13 protein-coding genes are annotated in these 16,911 nt (G+C 35.9%); 7 read left to right on the forward strand and 6 right to left on the reverse strand.

All coding sequences use genetic code 11. The annotated features are described in order from the left end of the window. Positions 1-109 precede the first annotated feature (109 nt). From ESZ48_RS06405 to ESZ48_RS06420, 4 genes are all read left to right on the forward strand, one after another. Complete coding sequence (locus tag ESZ48_RS06405) at positions 110-1,507, forward strand: aminotransferase-like domain-containing protein (RefSeq protein WP_190246205.1); 1,398 nt, start codon at positions 110-112, stop codon at positions 1,505-1,507. 508 nt (positions 1,508-2,015) lie between these two features. Continuing rightward, entirely contained in the window at positions 2,016-3,725 is a 1,710-nt protein-coding gene (locus tag ESZ48_RS06410) for a potassium channel family protein (RefSeq protein WP_129016491.1), read from the forward strand. A 189-nt stretch (positions 3,726-3,914) separates the two neighbouring features. Beyond that, positions 3,915-4,541, forward strand: coding sequence for a hypothetical protein (locus ESZ48_RS06415; RefSeq protein WP_190246206.1), 627 nt, complete (start codon positions 3,915-3,917; stop codon positions 4,539-4,541). 449 nt (positions 4,542-4,990) lie between these two features. After that, positions 4,991-6,709, forward strand: a complete 1,719-nt coding sequence (locus ESZ48_RS06420) for a hypothetical protein (RefSeq protein WP_129016493.1) — start codon at positions 4,991-4,993, stop codon at positions 6,707-6,709. 113 nt (positions 6,710-6,822) lie between these two features. Here the strand turns inward: ESZ48_RS06420 and ESZ48_RS06425 are convergent, their stop codons facing one another. Together ESZ48_RS06425 and ESZ48_RS06430 are read right to left on the reverse strand one after the other, a co-directional pair. Continuing rightward, positions 6,823-7,335 carry a transposase gene (locus ESZ48_RS06425; RefSeq protein ID WP_223266375.1) on the reverse strand — a complete coding sequence of 171 codons (513 nt, stop codon included), beginning with the start codon at positions 7,333-7,335 and terminating at the stop codon, positions 6,823-6,825. 379 nt (positions 7,336-7,714) lie between these two features. Further along, on the reverse strand, positions 7,715-8,932 hold the full coding sequence (locus ESZ48_RS06430) for a serine hydrolase domain-containing protein (protein WP_129016495.1): 1,218 nt from the start codon (positions 8,930-8,932) through the stop codon (positions 7,715-7,717). A gap of 542 nt (positions 8,933-9,474) precedes the next feature. Between ESZ48_RS06430 and ESZ48_RS06435 the strand changes: the two genes are divergently transcribed. Then, a complete protein-coding gene (locus ESZ48_RS06435; protein ID WP_129016496.1) occupies positions 9,475-9,930 on the forward strand; it encodes an FKBP-type peptidyl-prolyl cis-trans isomerase in 456 nt (151 codons plus the stop codon). A gap of 499 nt (positions 9,931-10,429) precedes the next feature. On the opposite strand, the gene ESZ48_RS06440 is transcribed toward ESZ48_RS06435, so the two are convergent. The 3 genes from ESZ48_RS06440 to ESZ48_RS06450 form a co-directional block, all read right to left on the reverse strand. After that, complete coding sequence (locus ESZ48_RS06440; RefSeq protein ID WP_129016497.1) at positions 10,430-10,927, reverse strand: helix-turn-helix transcriptional regulator; 498 nt, start codon at positions 10,925-10,927, stop codon at positions 10,430-10,432. A 650-nt stretch (positions 10,928-11,577) separates the two neighbouring features. Continuing rightward, positions 11,578-11,721 carry a hypothetical protein gene (locus tag ESZ48_RS06445; protein ID WP_129016498.1) on the reverse strand — a complete coding sequence of 48 codons (144 nt, stop codon included), beginning with the start codon at positions 11,719-11,721 and terminating at the stop codon, positions 11,578-11,580. A gap of 513 nt (positions 11,722-12,234) precedes the next feature. After that, positions 12,235-13,671, reverse strand: a complete 1,437-nt coding sequence (locus ESZ48_RS06450; RefSeq protein WP_223266376.1) for a viperin family antiviral radical SAM protein — start codon at positions 13,669-13,671, stop codon at positions 12,235-12,237. Between the two features lie 207 nt (positions 13,672-13,878). On the opposite strand from ESZ48_RS06450, the gene ESZ48_RS06455 reads away from it, so the two are divergent. Continuing rightward, positions 13,879-14,913 (forward strand): hypothetical protein, encoded by a 1,035-nt coding sequence (locus ESZ48_RS06455; protein WP_129016499.1) that lies wholly within the window; start codon positions 13,879-13,881, stop codon positions 14,911-14,913. Continuing rightward, positions 14,914-15,669: a LytR/AlgR family response regulator transcription factor gene (locus ESZ48_RS06460; protein ID WP_129016500.1), complete on the forward strand. Its 756-nt coding sequence runs from the start codon at positions 14,914-14,916 to the stop codon at positions 15,667-15,669. A gap of 186 nt (positions 15,670-15,855) precedes the next feature. On the opposite strand, the gene ESZ48_RS06465 is transcribed toward ESZ48_RS06460, so the two are convergent. Beyond that, positions 15,856-16,143, reverse strand: a complete 288-nt coding sequence (locus tag ESZ48_RS06465; protein ID WP_129016501.1) for a GIY-YIG nuclease family protein — start codon at positions 16,141-16,143, stop codon at positions 15,856-15,858. Between the last annotated feature and the right edge of the window lie 768 nt (positions 16,144-16,911).

Consider the following 16,911-nt stretch of genomic DNA (forward strand, 5'->3'; position numbering starts at 1 on the left):
ATAAAAACAGTAGCTTTGGTAGTCCGAAATGTAAATAATGAGTAGTCCGGTTAACCTCCCTTTTCATTCCTTTGTAAAAATAGATCGTCGAAAAAAAGACGCTATCTATATGCAGATTGTCTACCAGTTCATTAATGCGGTTAAAAGTAATTTATTAGAAGACGGCGACCGACTTCCGGGCAGCAGGAAGATTTCCGAAGAATTACAGGTTCACAGAAAAACAATTGTGGCGGCATTGACAGAACTACAGGAACAAGGATGGATCAAAATTCTGCCCAACATTGGTGCTTTTGTAATCAACCATCAGCGATCTCCTGCTAAAGTCCAAAAACACCAAGCTTTTCAACATCCTCCAGAGAAAGCGATCTTTAATTTCAGAAAAGAATTTATTTTGGATACGCCTTTGGAAGAAAATTTGGAGAAATTTTATTTCACAGATGGGACTCCGGATTATCGCATCATTAAATCGGAAGAGCTTGTTCGTTTTTACACCTCGGTTGTACGTCGGAAAAAACAATCGTTCCCCAACACAACAGATGGCAGCATGTTTTTTAGGGACCAACTGAGCTATTATCTCAATTTGACCAGGGGATTTCATCTTTCAAAAGACTTCTTGCTTCCCGTAGCAGGCTTGGAGCAGGTGCATTCCATCTTATCACGTTTACTAATAAATACTGGCGATGTGGTTTTGGTAGAAGAGCTGAGCTACTTTTTACCCAATATGATCTATAGTCAAGCAGGTGCCAAAATGAAAACGATTCCGGTGGACCAGGACGGCATGGTTATCGATTATATTGAAAACAATTTTAAACCCGGCGACATACGTTTGGTTTACATCAATACCAAATGCCAGTATCCAACAACGGTCAGCCTGTCTGAAAAAAGGAAAACGCACTTGCTCCAATTGGCAGAAGCCTATGATTTTATTGTGATAGAAGATGACACCGATTTTGAGTTTTCCTTCGTGAAAAACAAAAAAGAATCGCTGTTCAGAAAAAACGGTGGGAATCGCGTCATCTATGTTGGCGCTTTCGGACGCTTTTTGAACCCGGGATTTCAAATGAACTTTATTAGTGCGCCCAAAGATCTATTGCAAGAAGGCGCAAAATACCTGAATATTTTTGGCAAACCAGATGAAATGATGGAAAAAGCCTTAGGAGAACTCATCCACCAAGGAGACATTCATCGGTACCAACGCAAATCCAAAAAAACCATTGCGGAGCGGAAAGAAATAGCTGCGGGATTGCTTCATAGCTACTTTAAAAATAAAATCACTTTTAGTATGCCATCCTCAGGTTTGGCATTCTGGATTCAATTTAAATTTCCAATTTCATTGACACTTTTACAAAAGACAGCAAGAAAAAAAGGTTTATCCATTCCAAGTATTTGCCTCTACCAAAACCGAACAGTGACCGCATTGAGATTGGGATTTGCACACCTCAATCAACAGGAGATGGAAGAAGCTGTAAAACTACTGTATGAGGCGTATCTGGAAACTATTTTGTAAGCTAAGGATCCTTTAATATACAATTCAATCAGAAGTCACTTATTCAAAAAAGATGATTCCATATTTATACTTTCTCAGAAACTTCCTTTTATTTAGACACCATGATCAGAAAAGCATCAATGTTTGCCTATGCTAGAAGAAATAGGAATTTGGAATGTCTCACGAAAACTAAATTCAAATGGTGCTTTATAGCAACCCTATGACACGGAATGTTTCTCTTGAATTTAACCGTTTTGAAATAAAAGTGATGATGAAGTTAGTTTAATTAATGAGGGTAAAGCCTTAAAAATTACCCAAGCTCCAAGCATTGCGTTCTAAATAATTTTGATTAGTTATCCTTGGATGACTTTAATGCCTGGTCTTCTTTTTTTTATTGAAAAGATACTTTCGTAGGCCTTTAGAATATTATATTTGAAAACTTCTTGATCAATCCGTAAAACAGTGATTAAATTGCCTAGATTAAGAATTGAAATGACCAAATTGCAACCCCGTTTAAAAAAAACAGAATATGAAATTTATCGGTAGTCAGTTGGCCTATTATTTGGGCGACAAAGATTTTAAAAGAAACTCTAAGCTCTTACTTAAATACCTAGCCCTTTTAGGAGTTGTCATCGTAATTTATTCCGTTCTTTTCCATTTTATAATGGCATCAGAAGACCAAAATCACTCCTGGATTACAGGATTTTATTGGACACTTACTGTAATGAGTACGCTTGGCTTTGGAGATATTACATTTGCATCGGATCTCGGTCGTTTTTTCAGTATTATCGTATTACTTTCTGGCATTTTTATGTTAATGATTGTATTGCCTTTTGCCTTTATCAGGCACTTTTATATCCCTCTTTTAGAGTCAAAAAAGAAAAACAAGGTACTTCGTCAGGTTCCTGCCGGAACAAAAAATCACATCTTAATATGTTCTTATGATGTCATAGCAAGAGATCTTACAGAGCGGTTTAAGCAGGAGAACACCCCATATTATGTCATCGAAAACGATCTCGATAAAGCAATTAAAATCCATGATGAAAATGTCCCTGTATTACTTGGGGAATTGGATGACAAGGAAACTTTTATCCTTGCCAATATTCATGATGCAAAACTGGTTTTGATCAATAGAGATGACTTTTTAAACACCAAAATCATACTCACTATTCGGGAAATTGCCCCCACAATTCCCATTGTTGCCATTGCTACTCTTATTGAATCGGTAGATGTGCAACAACTAAGTGGCGCAGACCACGTGTTGCCAATTAAAAAATGGCTGGGCGAACAATTGGCCAACAGGGTCAACACCCAACACGCAGAGTCTCATGCCATAGGTCAATATGAAGATCTATTGATCGCAGAATTACCAATTTACAACACCCCTTTGGTGTCGAAACTTATCAGAGAGACCGATTTAAGACAAAGATTCGGAGTCAGTATTGTGGGCATTTGGGAGCGCGGCCGATTGCAGCCTATAACCGGTAATGAAGTGCTCACTCAAGAAAGTATTTTGGTCATTATAGGCCATAAAGAACAGCTTCAAAACATTGATGAGCTCTTTCATGATTACACTGTAAATCCGCATCCCGTATTGTTAATTGGGGCGGGGCGGGTAGGTTTGGCGGCGGCAAAAGCGTTACATAAAAATGGCGTCTTAGTAAATGTTGTGGATAAGGATCCTGAGGTTTGCAAAAAAGTAAGTCCTTTTTGCAATAAAGTATATTCGGGTGATGCCTCCGACTACCAATTGCTCAAAAAAGCAGGAATTCTAGAAGCTCCTTCGGTATTGTTGTCGACACATGACGACACTATGAACATTTATCTCGCCTCCTATTGTCGTCAATTGAACAAGGATGTAAGAATAGTGAGCCGTATTTCCGAAGCTCGGAATGTTGATATTATTCAAAAAGCAGGTGCTAATTTTGTATTAAGCTATTCCACATTAGGTTCTGAAGCCGTTTTATCGATTTCTAAAGGTCAGGAACTAACTATTCTAGGGGAGGGTTTTACCTTGTTTATCATCCCGATTCCAAAATCATTAGAAGGTAAATCTCTTGCAGAATCTGATATTGGCGCTAAAACGGGATTATCGGTCATTGCCATTAAAGAAAACTCTGAAGTCGTGACGTCGTTATCGTCACATACGATACTTCCTGATGGCGCTGAAATAGTCATGCTTGGAAACATCGAAATGAAACATAAATTCAACAAGATATATGTTAACGGCAATGGATGATGATATGTCGATTTTATTCTCATATACCCTGTATCGACCGTTTTAGTTGGGTCATTACAAAAATTCCAAAAGTCATTCACTTTTCAGAAAGGAAGCGTTCAGTCTTTAGCGGCAACAAAAATCTGCAATGAGTTCTTATCATTTTGATAGTTATCTTAACTTATCATTTTGCCTTCAATGCATCCCGATATGAATACACAGACAAAAAACTCCGATCAAAATATTTCAATGACATTACCATTGCGCATAAATTTTGCCACCGTTGAAGCTTTTCTGAAGAAAAAATTTGTGGGCACCAACGTCAGTAAAACGGGCGCCAATGGTAAAACCACTAATTATTTTAAAATATTAGATCTAAACCTTGACGAAAGTCATGCCGCTCCATATAATCTGGAACTTAAGATAAAGTTAAAGACCCTTACCCTACTCTTTAACAATAAAGATATTCATGTAACGGTACAAGTGCAGTTACGCTTGAATGTCTCTACCCTAGAATTATATGTTGAAGCCTACAAAATAAACAGCCATGGCGACCATTGGATGGCGACAAGCATCCTAAAATCCGTGCTTAACACCTTTATTTATAAAAAAATAATCAAAAGCTTAAGCGTTGATTTAATGCCTATCCTGAAGGAAAAGATCGACGGTCTCAATGCCAAGCTGGCATCGAAGCTGGAAACCACAAAAGGCATTTCGATTTTGGGGAAGGTTGAAAATTTTACAATTGGCCATTTTGAAATCAAAAAAAACGAGATTTGGGTGCTTGTCAATACTAGTGGCTGGTGTGTTATTGCCATTGAAGATTTAGAGTTTTAAGCTATTTTAGATGTAAGATAGTTAGTGGCATACCACGTCTTTTTTCCTTTAGAACCAAAAAAACAACTGTAGTGTTGGATTTTAAATACACTGCTTCAACCGACGACAGATTTAATTATTTCTTCCGGTCATAGTATCTATTAACTTTTGAATTGCAGAGCTCTTCACTAATTTCCTTTGGACTCAATTTCCATAAGTGTCCGATAATCGTTCTGTTAGGGCTTTAACTTTATTGAGACCAATACAAATGAAGAATTGCCGCAAAATCGTTAAAAGATTCAGCTTTTATTAAAAACCTCTTAATTCATCTTAACCATCTAACAATCAATTTACGATAAAAAAATAGTATCTTAGAAACTGAGACAAAATACCAACTTTTAATATCATCCGTCTCACTACTTTTTTTTAAAAACAGCCTACGCTTTTATTAATTTTTAGAGATTTTCAGAATGAGCGCTACTCCAAAATTTAAAATATGTCTCACCTTGGCTGGCGCTGTATCTGCTGGATCTTTTGCCGGCGGTGTGATGGATTATCTTTTAGAGACTTTGGAATTATGGGAAAAAGCGAAAATTAAAAATAGAAATCTAGGAATAGATCATCCAGAATATGACGCTTCCATTCCGATGCACGATGTAGAAATTGATGTGATTTCTGGTGCTTCGGCAGGTGGGATTACTGGTGCCTTGACTTTATTAAACTTGGTTGATGACACCTATCGACCAGCCAATAAAGACAATCCACTTGGAAAAAACAATCGCTTCTATCAAAGTTGGGTCGAAATGGGCGATGACGCAAAATCGGATACTTTTGAAAAATTGCTCTCCAATACCGATATCAAAAAAGGAGAGAAGCCAGAGTCTTTGCTAAATTCCCAACCTATTGATGAGATTGCCAATAATGCTCTGGTGCTCAAAAATCTGCAGCCTTATCCCTCGTATATTTCTGATAGTTTGGATTTAGTTCTTACCACAACCAATCTCCGCGGATTAAATTTCAAGATAAGTTTTGGAGGGAATGATCAAAGCAACACCGAAATTACGAGCCACGCCGGTTTTTTTAGATATCGGCTCGCAAATTCCATTTACCAACGCGGCATTCCGGACGGCAATGCTTTATACTATGTTTTGGATTTGAACAATTCAAAAGATATGGGCTACCTGAAGGAGGCAACTTTAAGTACGGCGGCTTTCCCTATTGGCTTAAAATCTAGGGAGGTTGCGATTTCAAAAAAATATGTTGAGCGCTATCCGCATTATTTATTTGGAGATAAATTAGGCATCACGCCTGTAATTAACGATAATCCGGTTTATAAATTCAACTCGATTGATGGCGGCCTTATTAATAATGAACCCTTCGCAATTGCCCTAAAAGTACTCAAAGAAAAGAATTTGGCCGAAGTGTTAAGAGATCGCTATGCGGTAATTATGGTAGATCCTTTCCCAAATAAGGATAATGATATAGAACCAAAAAATCCAGAAAGAGACCTCATTTCCATTGCAAAAGGCATGTTTAAAGCGTTGCGCAATCAAACCATGTTCAATCAAGATGGAATTTTAGAGGCGCTTGATCAAAGCAATCACACCAAATACCTTATTGAGCCGGTTCGGAAAACACAATCACAAGGAAAGATGGTCCGAGCAGAAAATGATTTGGCATCGGCTCCTTTTAGTGGTTTTGCCGGATTTTTGGACAAATCTTTTAGGCAACATGATTATCAATTGGGACGCCAAAATTGCCAAAGTTTCTTAAGATATTACTTTGCCGTTCCGGAGCCGGATATTCAAGAACGGCTAGGGAATTATCCTCAAGAAACCGCTTTTAAAAGATTCTCGTATAACGAAATTCAAGGCGAAGTAAGCAGTCCGCTTTTGCTTCCCATTATTCCAGATATGCGAGTTGTTGAAGCGGCAACAAACACATATGACATAGAAAATTTCGGAAGTGATGCCGAATTGAAATATCCTCTATATCCTTACATTTCACAGAAAAACTTTGAACAGAAATACAAAGCGCTTCTAAAGAAAAGAATTGAAGCGGTCTCCAATGCCCTTGTCGATAATTTCTTTTTTTCAATCGCCAACCGACTTTTTATCAGAGCTAAACTTTATAAAAAATTAAGTGAATTAATTGCCAATGAATTAAGGAATGCTGGTTTATTTAAATGATTGTGATGTGGACATTGGGCGGTAGAAGGGCATCTCCGAAGCTCAAAATGTTGTTATAATTCAAGAAACAATGTTACCCTCCGTAATTTGATCTATAAGGATGTCGCAGGTCATCATTTATAAAATTTATCATCTGTCCATTTTGCAGGATTATTGATGATGTATTCCGAAATGGTATGGTAAGATTGTTCATTTCTAATAATATGTTCATAATAATTGCGTTGCCACAATTTGTCGGTGAATCCCATTATTCCCAATTTTTTGGTAACCGATGATTTATAACCACGAACAATTGCCCCAATGGTTTGTGATGGTGACCGTAGGGGCGTTTTGAAAACGCCCCTATCATCGGACGCATTCAATTCAACATTTCTGGGCGAATGCAATTCGGCATTAGATGCGTTACCGCCCGAATGTAATTCGGAATTGAACGTGTTATCGGACGAATGAAATTCCCCATTGGACATAATGCCGGGCGAATGCGATTCGGCCATACGCATTATGCGTATAATGCCGTGTATATGGTTGGGCATAATTATAAATTCCCCTAATGTTATATTTTTTCTAATATTGGGCGTATGCATCCATTCATTATATGCCACTATTCCAAATTCATTTAAAATCATTGCATTATTTTCAACCTTTCCGAATCGGTGAATTCTATCTTGACAACATAGCGTTATAAAATATAATCCTGCCTGCGAATAATCGTATCCTTTTAATCGGATAGATTGGCGGTGGTGCACTTTTGGGTTATATGGTGATTTTTTGTTCAATACTTACCAAAAATATGATATTACCCTTAATGTCAGACTATTAATATTCATCTTAATGGTTAAAAGGGATGAAAATCTGAAAAACAACAACCTAATAGATGTTCAAGAACTATTTTTGAATTCATTCAAATCAACTGCCACATAGATCAAAACATTTCCCTTCTTTGCCAACTCAAGATGAGCAATAGCTTATAAAACTCTGATGCGGTTAAGCTAAGATCGATTGTTTTTAATCTATCACGCGTTGAACGGCTTCGATAAATTCCTGCCTACCTTGAGTGAGCTCTTTAGAACCTGCTTTTGGCCACGCTGCAACTTGGGCGATGACAAGGTTTTTATACGGATTGATATAAATCATCTGACCGAAAATTCCAAAGGCGCCATAGCTTCCATCTCTAAAACGCCACCATAAATAGCCATAGCCATCACCTTCCTCATTGACTTGTTGCAATAGAGAAGTGGCATCTTTCATATAGTCCTCTGAAATTATTTTTTCATTTCCTATCTTCCCATGATCCAACATGAGCGTTCCCAATCGAGCGAAATCTCTTAGGCTCGCCGAAAGCCCACTTCCACCAAGATTTAATTGGCTACATTCATCTGCAAGCCAATACGCAACATGGGCCATCCCGAAGGGCTTCCATATCTTTTCAGAGAGATATTCGGATAAACTTTTGCCTGTGGCTTTTTGGACTAAAATTCCAACTAAGTCTGTTTCGCCGGTACTGTAATTCCAATAGGTTCCTGGCTTATGAGCGAATTTGAGTGGCTTCATATAAGTTAAAATATGAGACTCAGTACCGTGACATGGCGCCGTATACATTTGTCCAACATCCGAATTTGGATCTTCATAATCCTCATTCCACCCAATTCCGGAGGTCATAGTTAACAGTTGACGGACGGTCACTTCTCCGTAGTCATAGCCTTTAAATTCATTGATATATTTCTTTAAAGGATCTTCCAAACTCGCGATAGCACCTTCTTTTAAAGCGACTCCCACCAGCATGGAAGAAACTGATTTCGCGACGGAGAACGACGTCCAAAGTGTTTCTTGATTAATTCCATCGGCATATTTTTCGAGTCTAATTTGGTTGTCCTGTATAACGATAACTCCTTGAATATGATTATCATTCATATAATCCGCCAAGGTAGTTTTGTCTTCCCACTTTGGAGTCATGTTACTGAATTCTTTGAAGGATGAGCTCTGAGTACCTGTGGGAATAGGTATGCTCGGATAAATGTCGTACATAATAGGAAAACGGCGTTCCTTTTCATCTTGCGACCAGAAAAGCAAACTTTCAAGTTTCTGTCCCATCGTTTCACCAGGAATTTTTGCAAGTTCAGGGTGAGCGTCTTTTATTTCAAGAGTTTGAGCATCTTGAGCGGCGATGATTAGTATTCCTAATGTGAAAAACAGAAGAAACAGAAAATAATTTTTATTGATCATAATTTTCATAGTGATACTGTTACGTATGGATTATTTTTTGATTTTTTGTATTTTTTTTTGCAGATTGTAATATTGATGCCGTATTTTAAAATCTAACGTTTATTGGGTTTTACAGAGCTTATATGGTACAAATAAGGGGTTAAAAAAGAAACTAAAAGATACTAAAATATCTTTCAAATTCAGAATTAAATTGCATGATCTCTTATGATCTTTTATTCAAGTGTCCCACTATTGCACTTCCATCTTCAAATTTAAGTCTATTGGACAAAAATATAAAACTTAGTTTTTTCCCGACTGACTTACATTGACTGGATTCATTTTCACCTATTATTCCTAAATCTAATAGCGCAATCCCCTCACAAAAAAAGAAATAAATATCCTCAGCTATATCTTCGAAAACATAATCAAGGTAGGATTGAAGACTAATCGCATCCTTCTCGTTCAACTCTTACTCAGTCTTTCAAATTGAAAATTACAAATAGATTTGTTACTATTTATTATTCTGTTTCCCCTATATTTGCCACCTTAAAAAATAGACGTTTATGAAGACATATGTATTCTTGGTTTTGGTATTTGCAAGCTTAACGGCGTGTAATAATAGTGATGACAATGTAGACTTTAAAGAGAAAAATAATGAAGAAATCATAGCCTATATTGACAAAAATAATTTAGATGCTCAAAAAAGCGATTCTGGCTTGTATTATGTCATTGATGAGCTTGGCTCTGGTCAGAAACCAGTCGCAACCTCTAATGTAACCGTAGCTTATAAAGGATATTTTCTGGACGGTAAGACTTTTGACCAAAGTGATGCCAATGGGATTTCTTTTGGTTTGCAACAAGTAATTAAAGGATGGACAGAAGGTATCACCTATTTTAAAGAGGGTGGAAAAGGTAAATTATTGATTCCTTCGCATTTAGGATATGGAAGTAAGGACCGTCAAGGTATTCCTGGTGGGTCTGTACTTATTTTTGATATCCATTTAATTTCTGTTAAATAGGGGCGTTTCGCAAACGCCCCATCATCATACGGCCGTTTCATACGGCCGTTTTTCGAACACTCCCTCAGACCCCCATCAATGCCCGCCTACCTCCTATTCCTCTTAAAATTCTGAGTCTATTCCAATACATTCTTTAAACGGGGTCCATAGTTACTGGCGGATATCCAAATTCAGTCGAATTAACAATGATAGCCATCTTCAACTCGGCTTTGATGTCTTCTGTTATCGCTCCAATCCGTATAGGTCATCTTATCGTCTACAATCGCTTTAATGGCTTTTGATAATTCTAAAAATTGCATTCAAATTAATATTAAGCAAAATAAAAAAGTCAAAAAACCAATTTTATTCCCGCGATGCAGTATTTTATAAGGTAGCATTTACAAGGGCTCACAGAGGTTGCGTGGTACATATGTAGCACAGATTGGGATTTCAAAGAGAAATTAAAGGATGATAAAAAATTGAAATTACCTTTTTTTATTATTTATTCCATTCGGTAGCATTAAACGTTTTCATTGTTTTTATAAATAGCGTATGGCTTACGAGTTTCGTTTGAAAGGGCTTCTTTAATTCTAGCACTTTTATAGAAGCGTTTAATTTCTTCCTTTTCAATATCATTCCCGCGTTCAAATACACGTTTAATAACCGCTATGCTTTGCTGTTGCCAATCTATTTTAGAAATATCTGTATCCCAAAATAAGGACTTTCTTAAAAGCGTTAAATCAGGAGTATTTTGTTCTAGCTTACTTTTTTCTTCCTTAATCTCAAAATAGGTTTGTAAAAGTGCAAGAGATCCTTCTTCTAAGTTTAATTTCTTTTCAATTTTCAAAGCTAGAGCAGTATTAAGCTTCCTTTTGCCCTTAGTAATTGCATTTATGGTCTGTGGATACTCACCAATAGAAATCGCAAAAGGACGTTGTGAAATGCCTTTTTGGTTAAGTAAGCGTTCCAAAATTATTCCAGGATGGATACCTTTGTATTTTTCGATTAATGTACTCATATAACAAATGTAAACAATTTTGTTTACATCATTACGAAATCCATCCAAATATAGGCTCCTATAGTTCTTAGTCGCATCTGTTAAACTTTAACTCAGCAATACTAGATGATTTTATATTTTGAAATACTGAATAAAATGACATGAGATTGAATTTATTGTGAAGATAAAAAAAATCAAATGTCAACTTTTCCCCAAGTGGCTTAAATTGACTATAGTTTATTTTTATTTATTACTCCAACCTCATACCTGTTTTTACAGAATACGCCATCTTTTTACCTGTTTTTACTAAAAAACACCTACTACTCCACAACAACATTCTAATTAGCAATTATGAAAACCACGTACAATTTGTTTTTATTAAACTCAACATGAAGAATTCAAGGCGTATTTGGATAATATATTCGAAATTCCAGATGAGACAGTTCCATAAATACAATAAAACCAATTTAAACAACTTTAAAAACAAAACAATCTCGCCAACATAATTGAAAGGCGAGATTGTTAGGATGTTACTTACTTTAGTTTTCTTCCCTAGAGTGGTGGTACTCTTCGTGATCTGGATTTAATTGATTTCCGTGATTAACATCGTCTGGATGATTGATTCCATTGTCTCTTTGTGATTTCATAAGTATTGAATTTAAAAGTTAAAATTATTTATTACTGTTCTTGGATGCTGAGCTTTGCGCTCGAGCGGCAAAACTTCCTTTTGAAACATTTCCGGAATTGGAACTTTTCGCTGAAGCACTTTGGATTCTTGCAGCCGCTGTACTACTCATTGATTTCGATTTACTCATGTTTTCTTAAATTTTAATTATTAATTATTGATGGTAGTAGATATGAAGTCTTTCTCCACTACTACCGGTTTCATATTCAAATATCAGAATATCTTAAGTTATATTTTTTGATTTGTGACAGAGCGCCTATATTTGGGATATTGCAACTGTTTTTTGTGATTTCATAAAACACATTCTTGTTTTCAACAAATGGTTCTTCTCCTAATTAGATTAAAACTCCATTTCAAATTTCACTTATTATTAAATAATTTTGCTCTTTTTTTGATGGATTGTATTCCTTGAATTCGCAATAAAAACAAGTGATTAGCGTTTTATTATCTACTTTAATAAAGAGTTCCTTATTTAAATTTTTATTTAGCCTTCTTAAAACTTTTCTACTAACAATAAAGAGTGTGTTACATTTATTAGGTTCTATGTTTTTTAATATTTGCGCTAAAAGATGGTCACTTATTCTTCTATCCCATTGCCTGAAATTAAAGTGATCTGATTTATAGAAATTATCAATATAATTACTCATAGTGAAACCTCCTCCTTACTTAAGTTTTGCTTAATATCATTTTTCCAATCATAAAAACCGCCTCTTATTAAAAACTTATCGAGATCGTAATTCATAGTCTTTAAAGCCGCTTTTACACCTACTTCTAAAATTGGTTTACTATAATTATGTGTACCTGCTGCATTATCAAAAAAACGTCCTGCAGGGTCTACCATTACATAGCTTCCTTTAATAGCATCATTAGACTCTGGTATCATTGTTTTAATTTCTTTATGATTGTCTAAAAAGAAGTTAAACTCCTGCTCTGAAATTTTAAAATCATCAATAGTATTATCGTTTTGACCTATCATTGGTAGAACCTGTAATACCTTCCAACGTTTTGGATTAGCATACTGAATTAATGCTGCTAAATTGTCTTTGTAATTTACCTTATTAACTACTGTATTAATTTTTAAGCCATAACCATGTTTATGAATTTTGTCTATAATACCATAATAATAGGTTTTTGACAGTGGCTTTTTACCGGTTATTGCTCTTCCAATTTTAATATTATTTTCATCATCTAAACTGTCAATACTTACAGCTATCCAGTCTAAATACTTCTTGTTGTCTTTTAAAAACTCATCAGTCAATCTACTACCATTAGTAACAATCATAGTTGTCATTCCTAATTGCTTGGCTATTTTAATTAGCTCTGGCAACCATTTACAAAGTAAAGGTTCTCCGCCTGCAAAGGTTATTTTCTCGAATCCTGCGGCAGCTATTTTCTGTATTACCTCTATAGCTTCGTTTTCTGGTAAGTGTCCTTTTGGCAAAATGGTTTGTTTTACATCTTGGAAGGTTGCGAAGCAAAATTTACACCTCATATTACATGGTTCCCATAAGTGAAAGTTAATGCTTGGGATTGTAGGGGTAGGCTTATAAATCTCAAGTTTTTTATACTGCTCTATAATTATATCTGCAACTTCATAAGGTGTTAAATCATCTGTATGTATTACCAAATCATAGTTTTTTTCATTGGCAAAATCAAGATTATATTTTTGCTGAAAACGTTCTCTCATTTTTTGATTTCGAAGCCTTACGGCTTTCGCACTCGTCACCTCGTCCATTCTATCATCTAAACGTATTCTTTTAGCGGCTTTTGTATCAGACACTTTTAACAATACATGAAAAGCCTTTTCTATAAAATGGAATCCTAACCTATAATCCACAACAAGATGGCTCATATTATTACAATCCTTCTTAAATTTTGCGTCAATCAGATCGTCTAATTCTGGTTGGTTAAAACATTTTTCTTGAAACTCGTTAATAGTCATACCATAATGCTCCATAGCAAATTCTCTAGTATAATTGCCAACAGATATAAATTGAAAGTTTAATTTATCCTCAATAATTTTACCTACTGTTGACTTCCCTGTTCCTGCAAATCCGCTTAATGTAATTTTGTTTTTCATTCGATTAATTATTAGATTAGTATTTAATGAGCTACTGACACTCACTTTCTAATGTAAATATGCCGAGTTATTAATATAAATTTTACGGTTTGTGATAGAGCGCCTATATTTGGGATATTGCAACTGTTTTTTGTGATTTTAAACTGAGGCAAATAACAGATGTTATTTATTTCTTTATTTGTAAAGCCTACTTAACCACCCAAACTAATGAGAAACCAACACTATGATTTAGATACCCCCAGTGATCAATTTATTACCATTCTTTTAGTTTTTATATGTCTGTTTGTAATACTGGTTTTTAGAAATTGGTACAACCTATATAAGAAACGGAGTTTCAGGAAAGAGAATGAAAGGTTAATAGAACAGTTAAAAGCAAACCAGCGTGATATTGAAAATTTTAATAGCCAAGTACGAAAAACGAAGTCTTTTGAACAGCGACTTAAACTCAGTCAGGCAGCAATTACTCAATTAGATAACGAGCTAAGAGCCTATAAAGAGAAGTTCTATTCCACATTAAGCCAGAAAGAAAAAGAAATAGAGGAACAGAAGGATGTCATCAATCACCAGAAAATAGCTTATGAACGTTATGTTAATTTTAAAAACGTTGAAACTAACAATACCAGGCTTGGGGCACATTTTATTAAGAATGTGATAAATCAGATCTATATAGATCTAATTACTGCAGAAAATAACCCTAAATCATTTTTAGGCGTTTATTACAGTTTCAAAAGAACAGAAAACAGAGTTCCATCGCTAAAAGCATTAAAGCATATTTTTAAGCTTTTGGACTATAATGTTTACGCTTTAAATAAAGAACACATCAGTTTAGACGAGGAATGGAGACATATTGAAATGTTTATGGAGTTAATTCAATATCTTAAACCAAATGCCAACATCAAATTAGAAACCCTGATAAGTCTAGAGCAAAAAAGACATTTAAAAATAAAGCCTACTTTATTTTTTCCGTTTGTAGAAAATGCTTTAAAACATGGAAGTTTAAATAATGAGAACTCTTTTATACGAATTGTTTTAAAAGAAAATGAAGACAAACAATTAAGCTATTGCCTAGTGAATAGTGCAGAACAAAGATTAGATGGCGATAATAAAGTCCCACCAACTTCTAATTTTGGTTTAAATGCACTACAACAATTGCTTAATGCCTACTACCCTAATAGCAAATTAGAACACAGAATATTACCAAACAACCAATATCTATCTGAGCTAACCTTAAACCTGAATTAATTGATACGTTATATACTAGTAGACGACAACCAAAGTGTTTTACATTCTGTAAAAACAAAAATAGACGCTTTACCGAAAGATTATGATCTGCAACATATAAAGAGCTATGACAGTTCTAAAAAAGCGTTTGAAGAAGTGAACGAAAGTGATTACGATTTATTGATTGTAGATTATGAAATGCCAGTGTATAATGGTCTTGAATTAGCTCAAAAAATTGGAAGGAACAAGAAAATCATCTTTTTAACCTCCACGATTGATAACGAAAAAAGAATAATTAACACACTTGATATTTCTGGGTATTTAAGTAAGCCGTTTGACCTAGAAGAATTTAAGGATATTATTAAACATAAAATTATCGGCAAAATAAATCCCACAAAAGCATCTCTAAAACCTCACATAATAACCTTAAACATTAGCGCCAACAAAGATGTGCGTTTCCCAACCAATCAAGTGTATTACATTAGTAAATCATTGACTAAAAATGGTGAACAGCCCATAAAAAATTATGTACATATTTATGGGAAAAATGATGTTGTTTTATATAGGAACGTGAGAATGACTATAAATGACCTTTATAAAATATTAGCAGATTACAACTTTGAGAAGATCGATCAGAGTAATATAATTAACATGGATTATTTAAAAGAGCGTGACAACATGCATATTAGACTTCAGGATTGCCAAGAAACTTTCGAGGTTACGACCAAGCAGAAGCCAGGATTAGTTGCAAAATTGAGAGCTAAATTAATGGGCTAAATATCACAAATCTTAGCTAACATGACTGAATCTATATTAGAATTACACTACCAAAAATCCTGTACTCTCAAATTTCTCTAATAACACCTCACCTATCTGCTGATCCCGAAGCTCGTAGCGTTTGGGCTGTTACTTGCAATTTCGCCTGGCAATGAAACAATAAAGGCGAGAAGTTGGGCAAACACACTACAACTCATCAAACAAATCCTTCCAATCTGAATTTGTACGTTCAATTAACGTTATTTTTTTTGCTCTGCTTCCTGCTTTAATTTTTTTCTCACGACCAATAGCATCACCTATCATTTGGTACACTTCATAATAAACCAATTTATCAAGGTTATACCGTGCCGTAAACGACTTTTTATCGTGTTTTTCTTTATGTTGTATGATACGCTCTTTTAGATATGCAGTAACCCCAACATATAATGTTGTGTTGTTTTTATTGGTTAGTATGTACACATATCCTGGTTTCATGATATTTTTTTCATTACGAGTCCGCACCAAATCGCCATTAAGAGCCCACCACCCCTGCGTCATTGCGAGTCCTCCTCCCCTTCGTCATTGCGAATCCTCCACCATTGCGTCATTGCGATTCCTCCACCCTTACGTCATTGCGAATCCACCACCCTTGCGTCATTGCGAGCGAGGTACAAGCGCGGCAATCTGTAAGTTATTTAGTTCGTCTCTTGCTTCACAAGACCGCATAGTCCTTCGTTTGCCAATCCACCCTTCCGTCTTGCGAGCCCACACCCTTACGTCATTGCGAATCCTCCACCATTACGTCATTGCGTGTCCTCCACCATTGCGTCATTGCGAATCCTCCACCATTGCGTCATTGCGAGCGAGGTACGAGCGCGGCAATCTGTAAGTTATTTAGTTCTTCTCTTGCTTCACAAGCCCGCATAGTCCTTCGTTTGCCAATCCACCCTTACGTCATTGCGAATCCACCACCCTTGCGTCATTGCGTATCCTCCACCCCTGCTTCATTGCGAATCCACCACCCTTGCGTCATTGCGAGCGAGGTACGAGCGCGGCAATCTGTAAGTTATTTAGTTCGTCTCTTGCTTCACAAGCCCGCATAGTCCTTCCTTTGCCAATCCACCCTTCCGTGTTGCGAGCCCAACACCCTTACGTCATTGCGAATCCACCACCCTTGCGTCATTGCGAATCCACCACCCTTGCGTCATTGCGAGCGAGGTACGAGCGCGGCAATCTGTAAGTTACTTAGTTCGTCTCTTGCTT

Origin of the sequence: Gelidibacter gilvus (genome assembly GCF_004115975.1) — a bacterium.
GTDB lineage: Bacteria > Bacteroidota > Bacteroidia > Flavobacteriales > Flavobacteriaceae > Gelidibacter > Gelidibacter gilvus.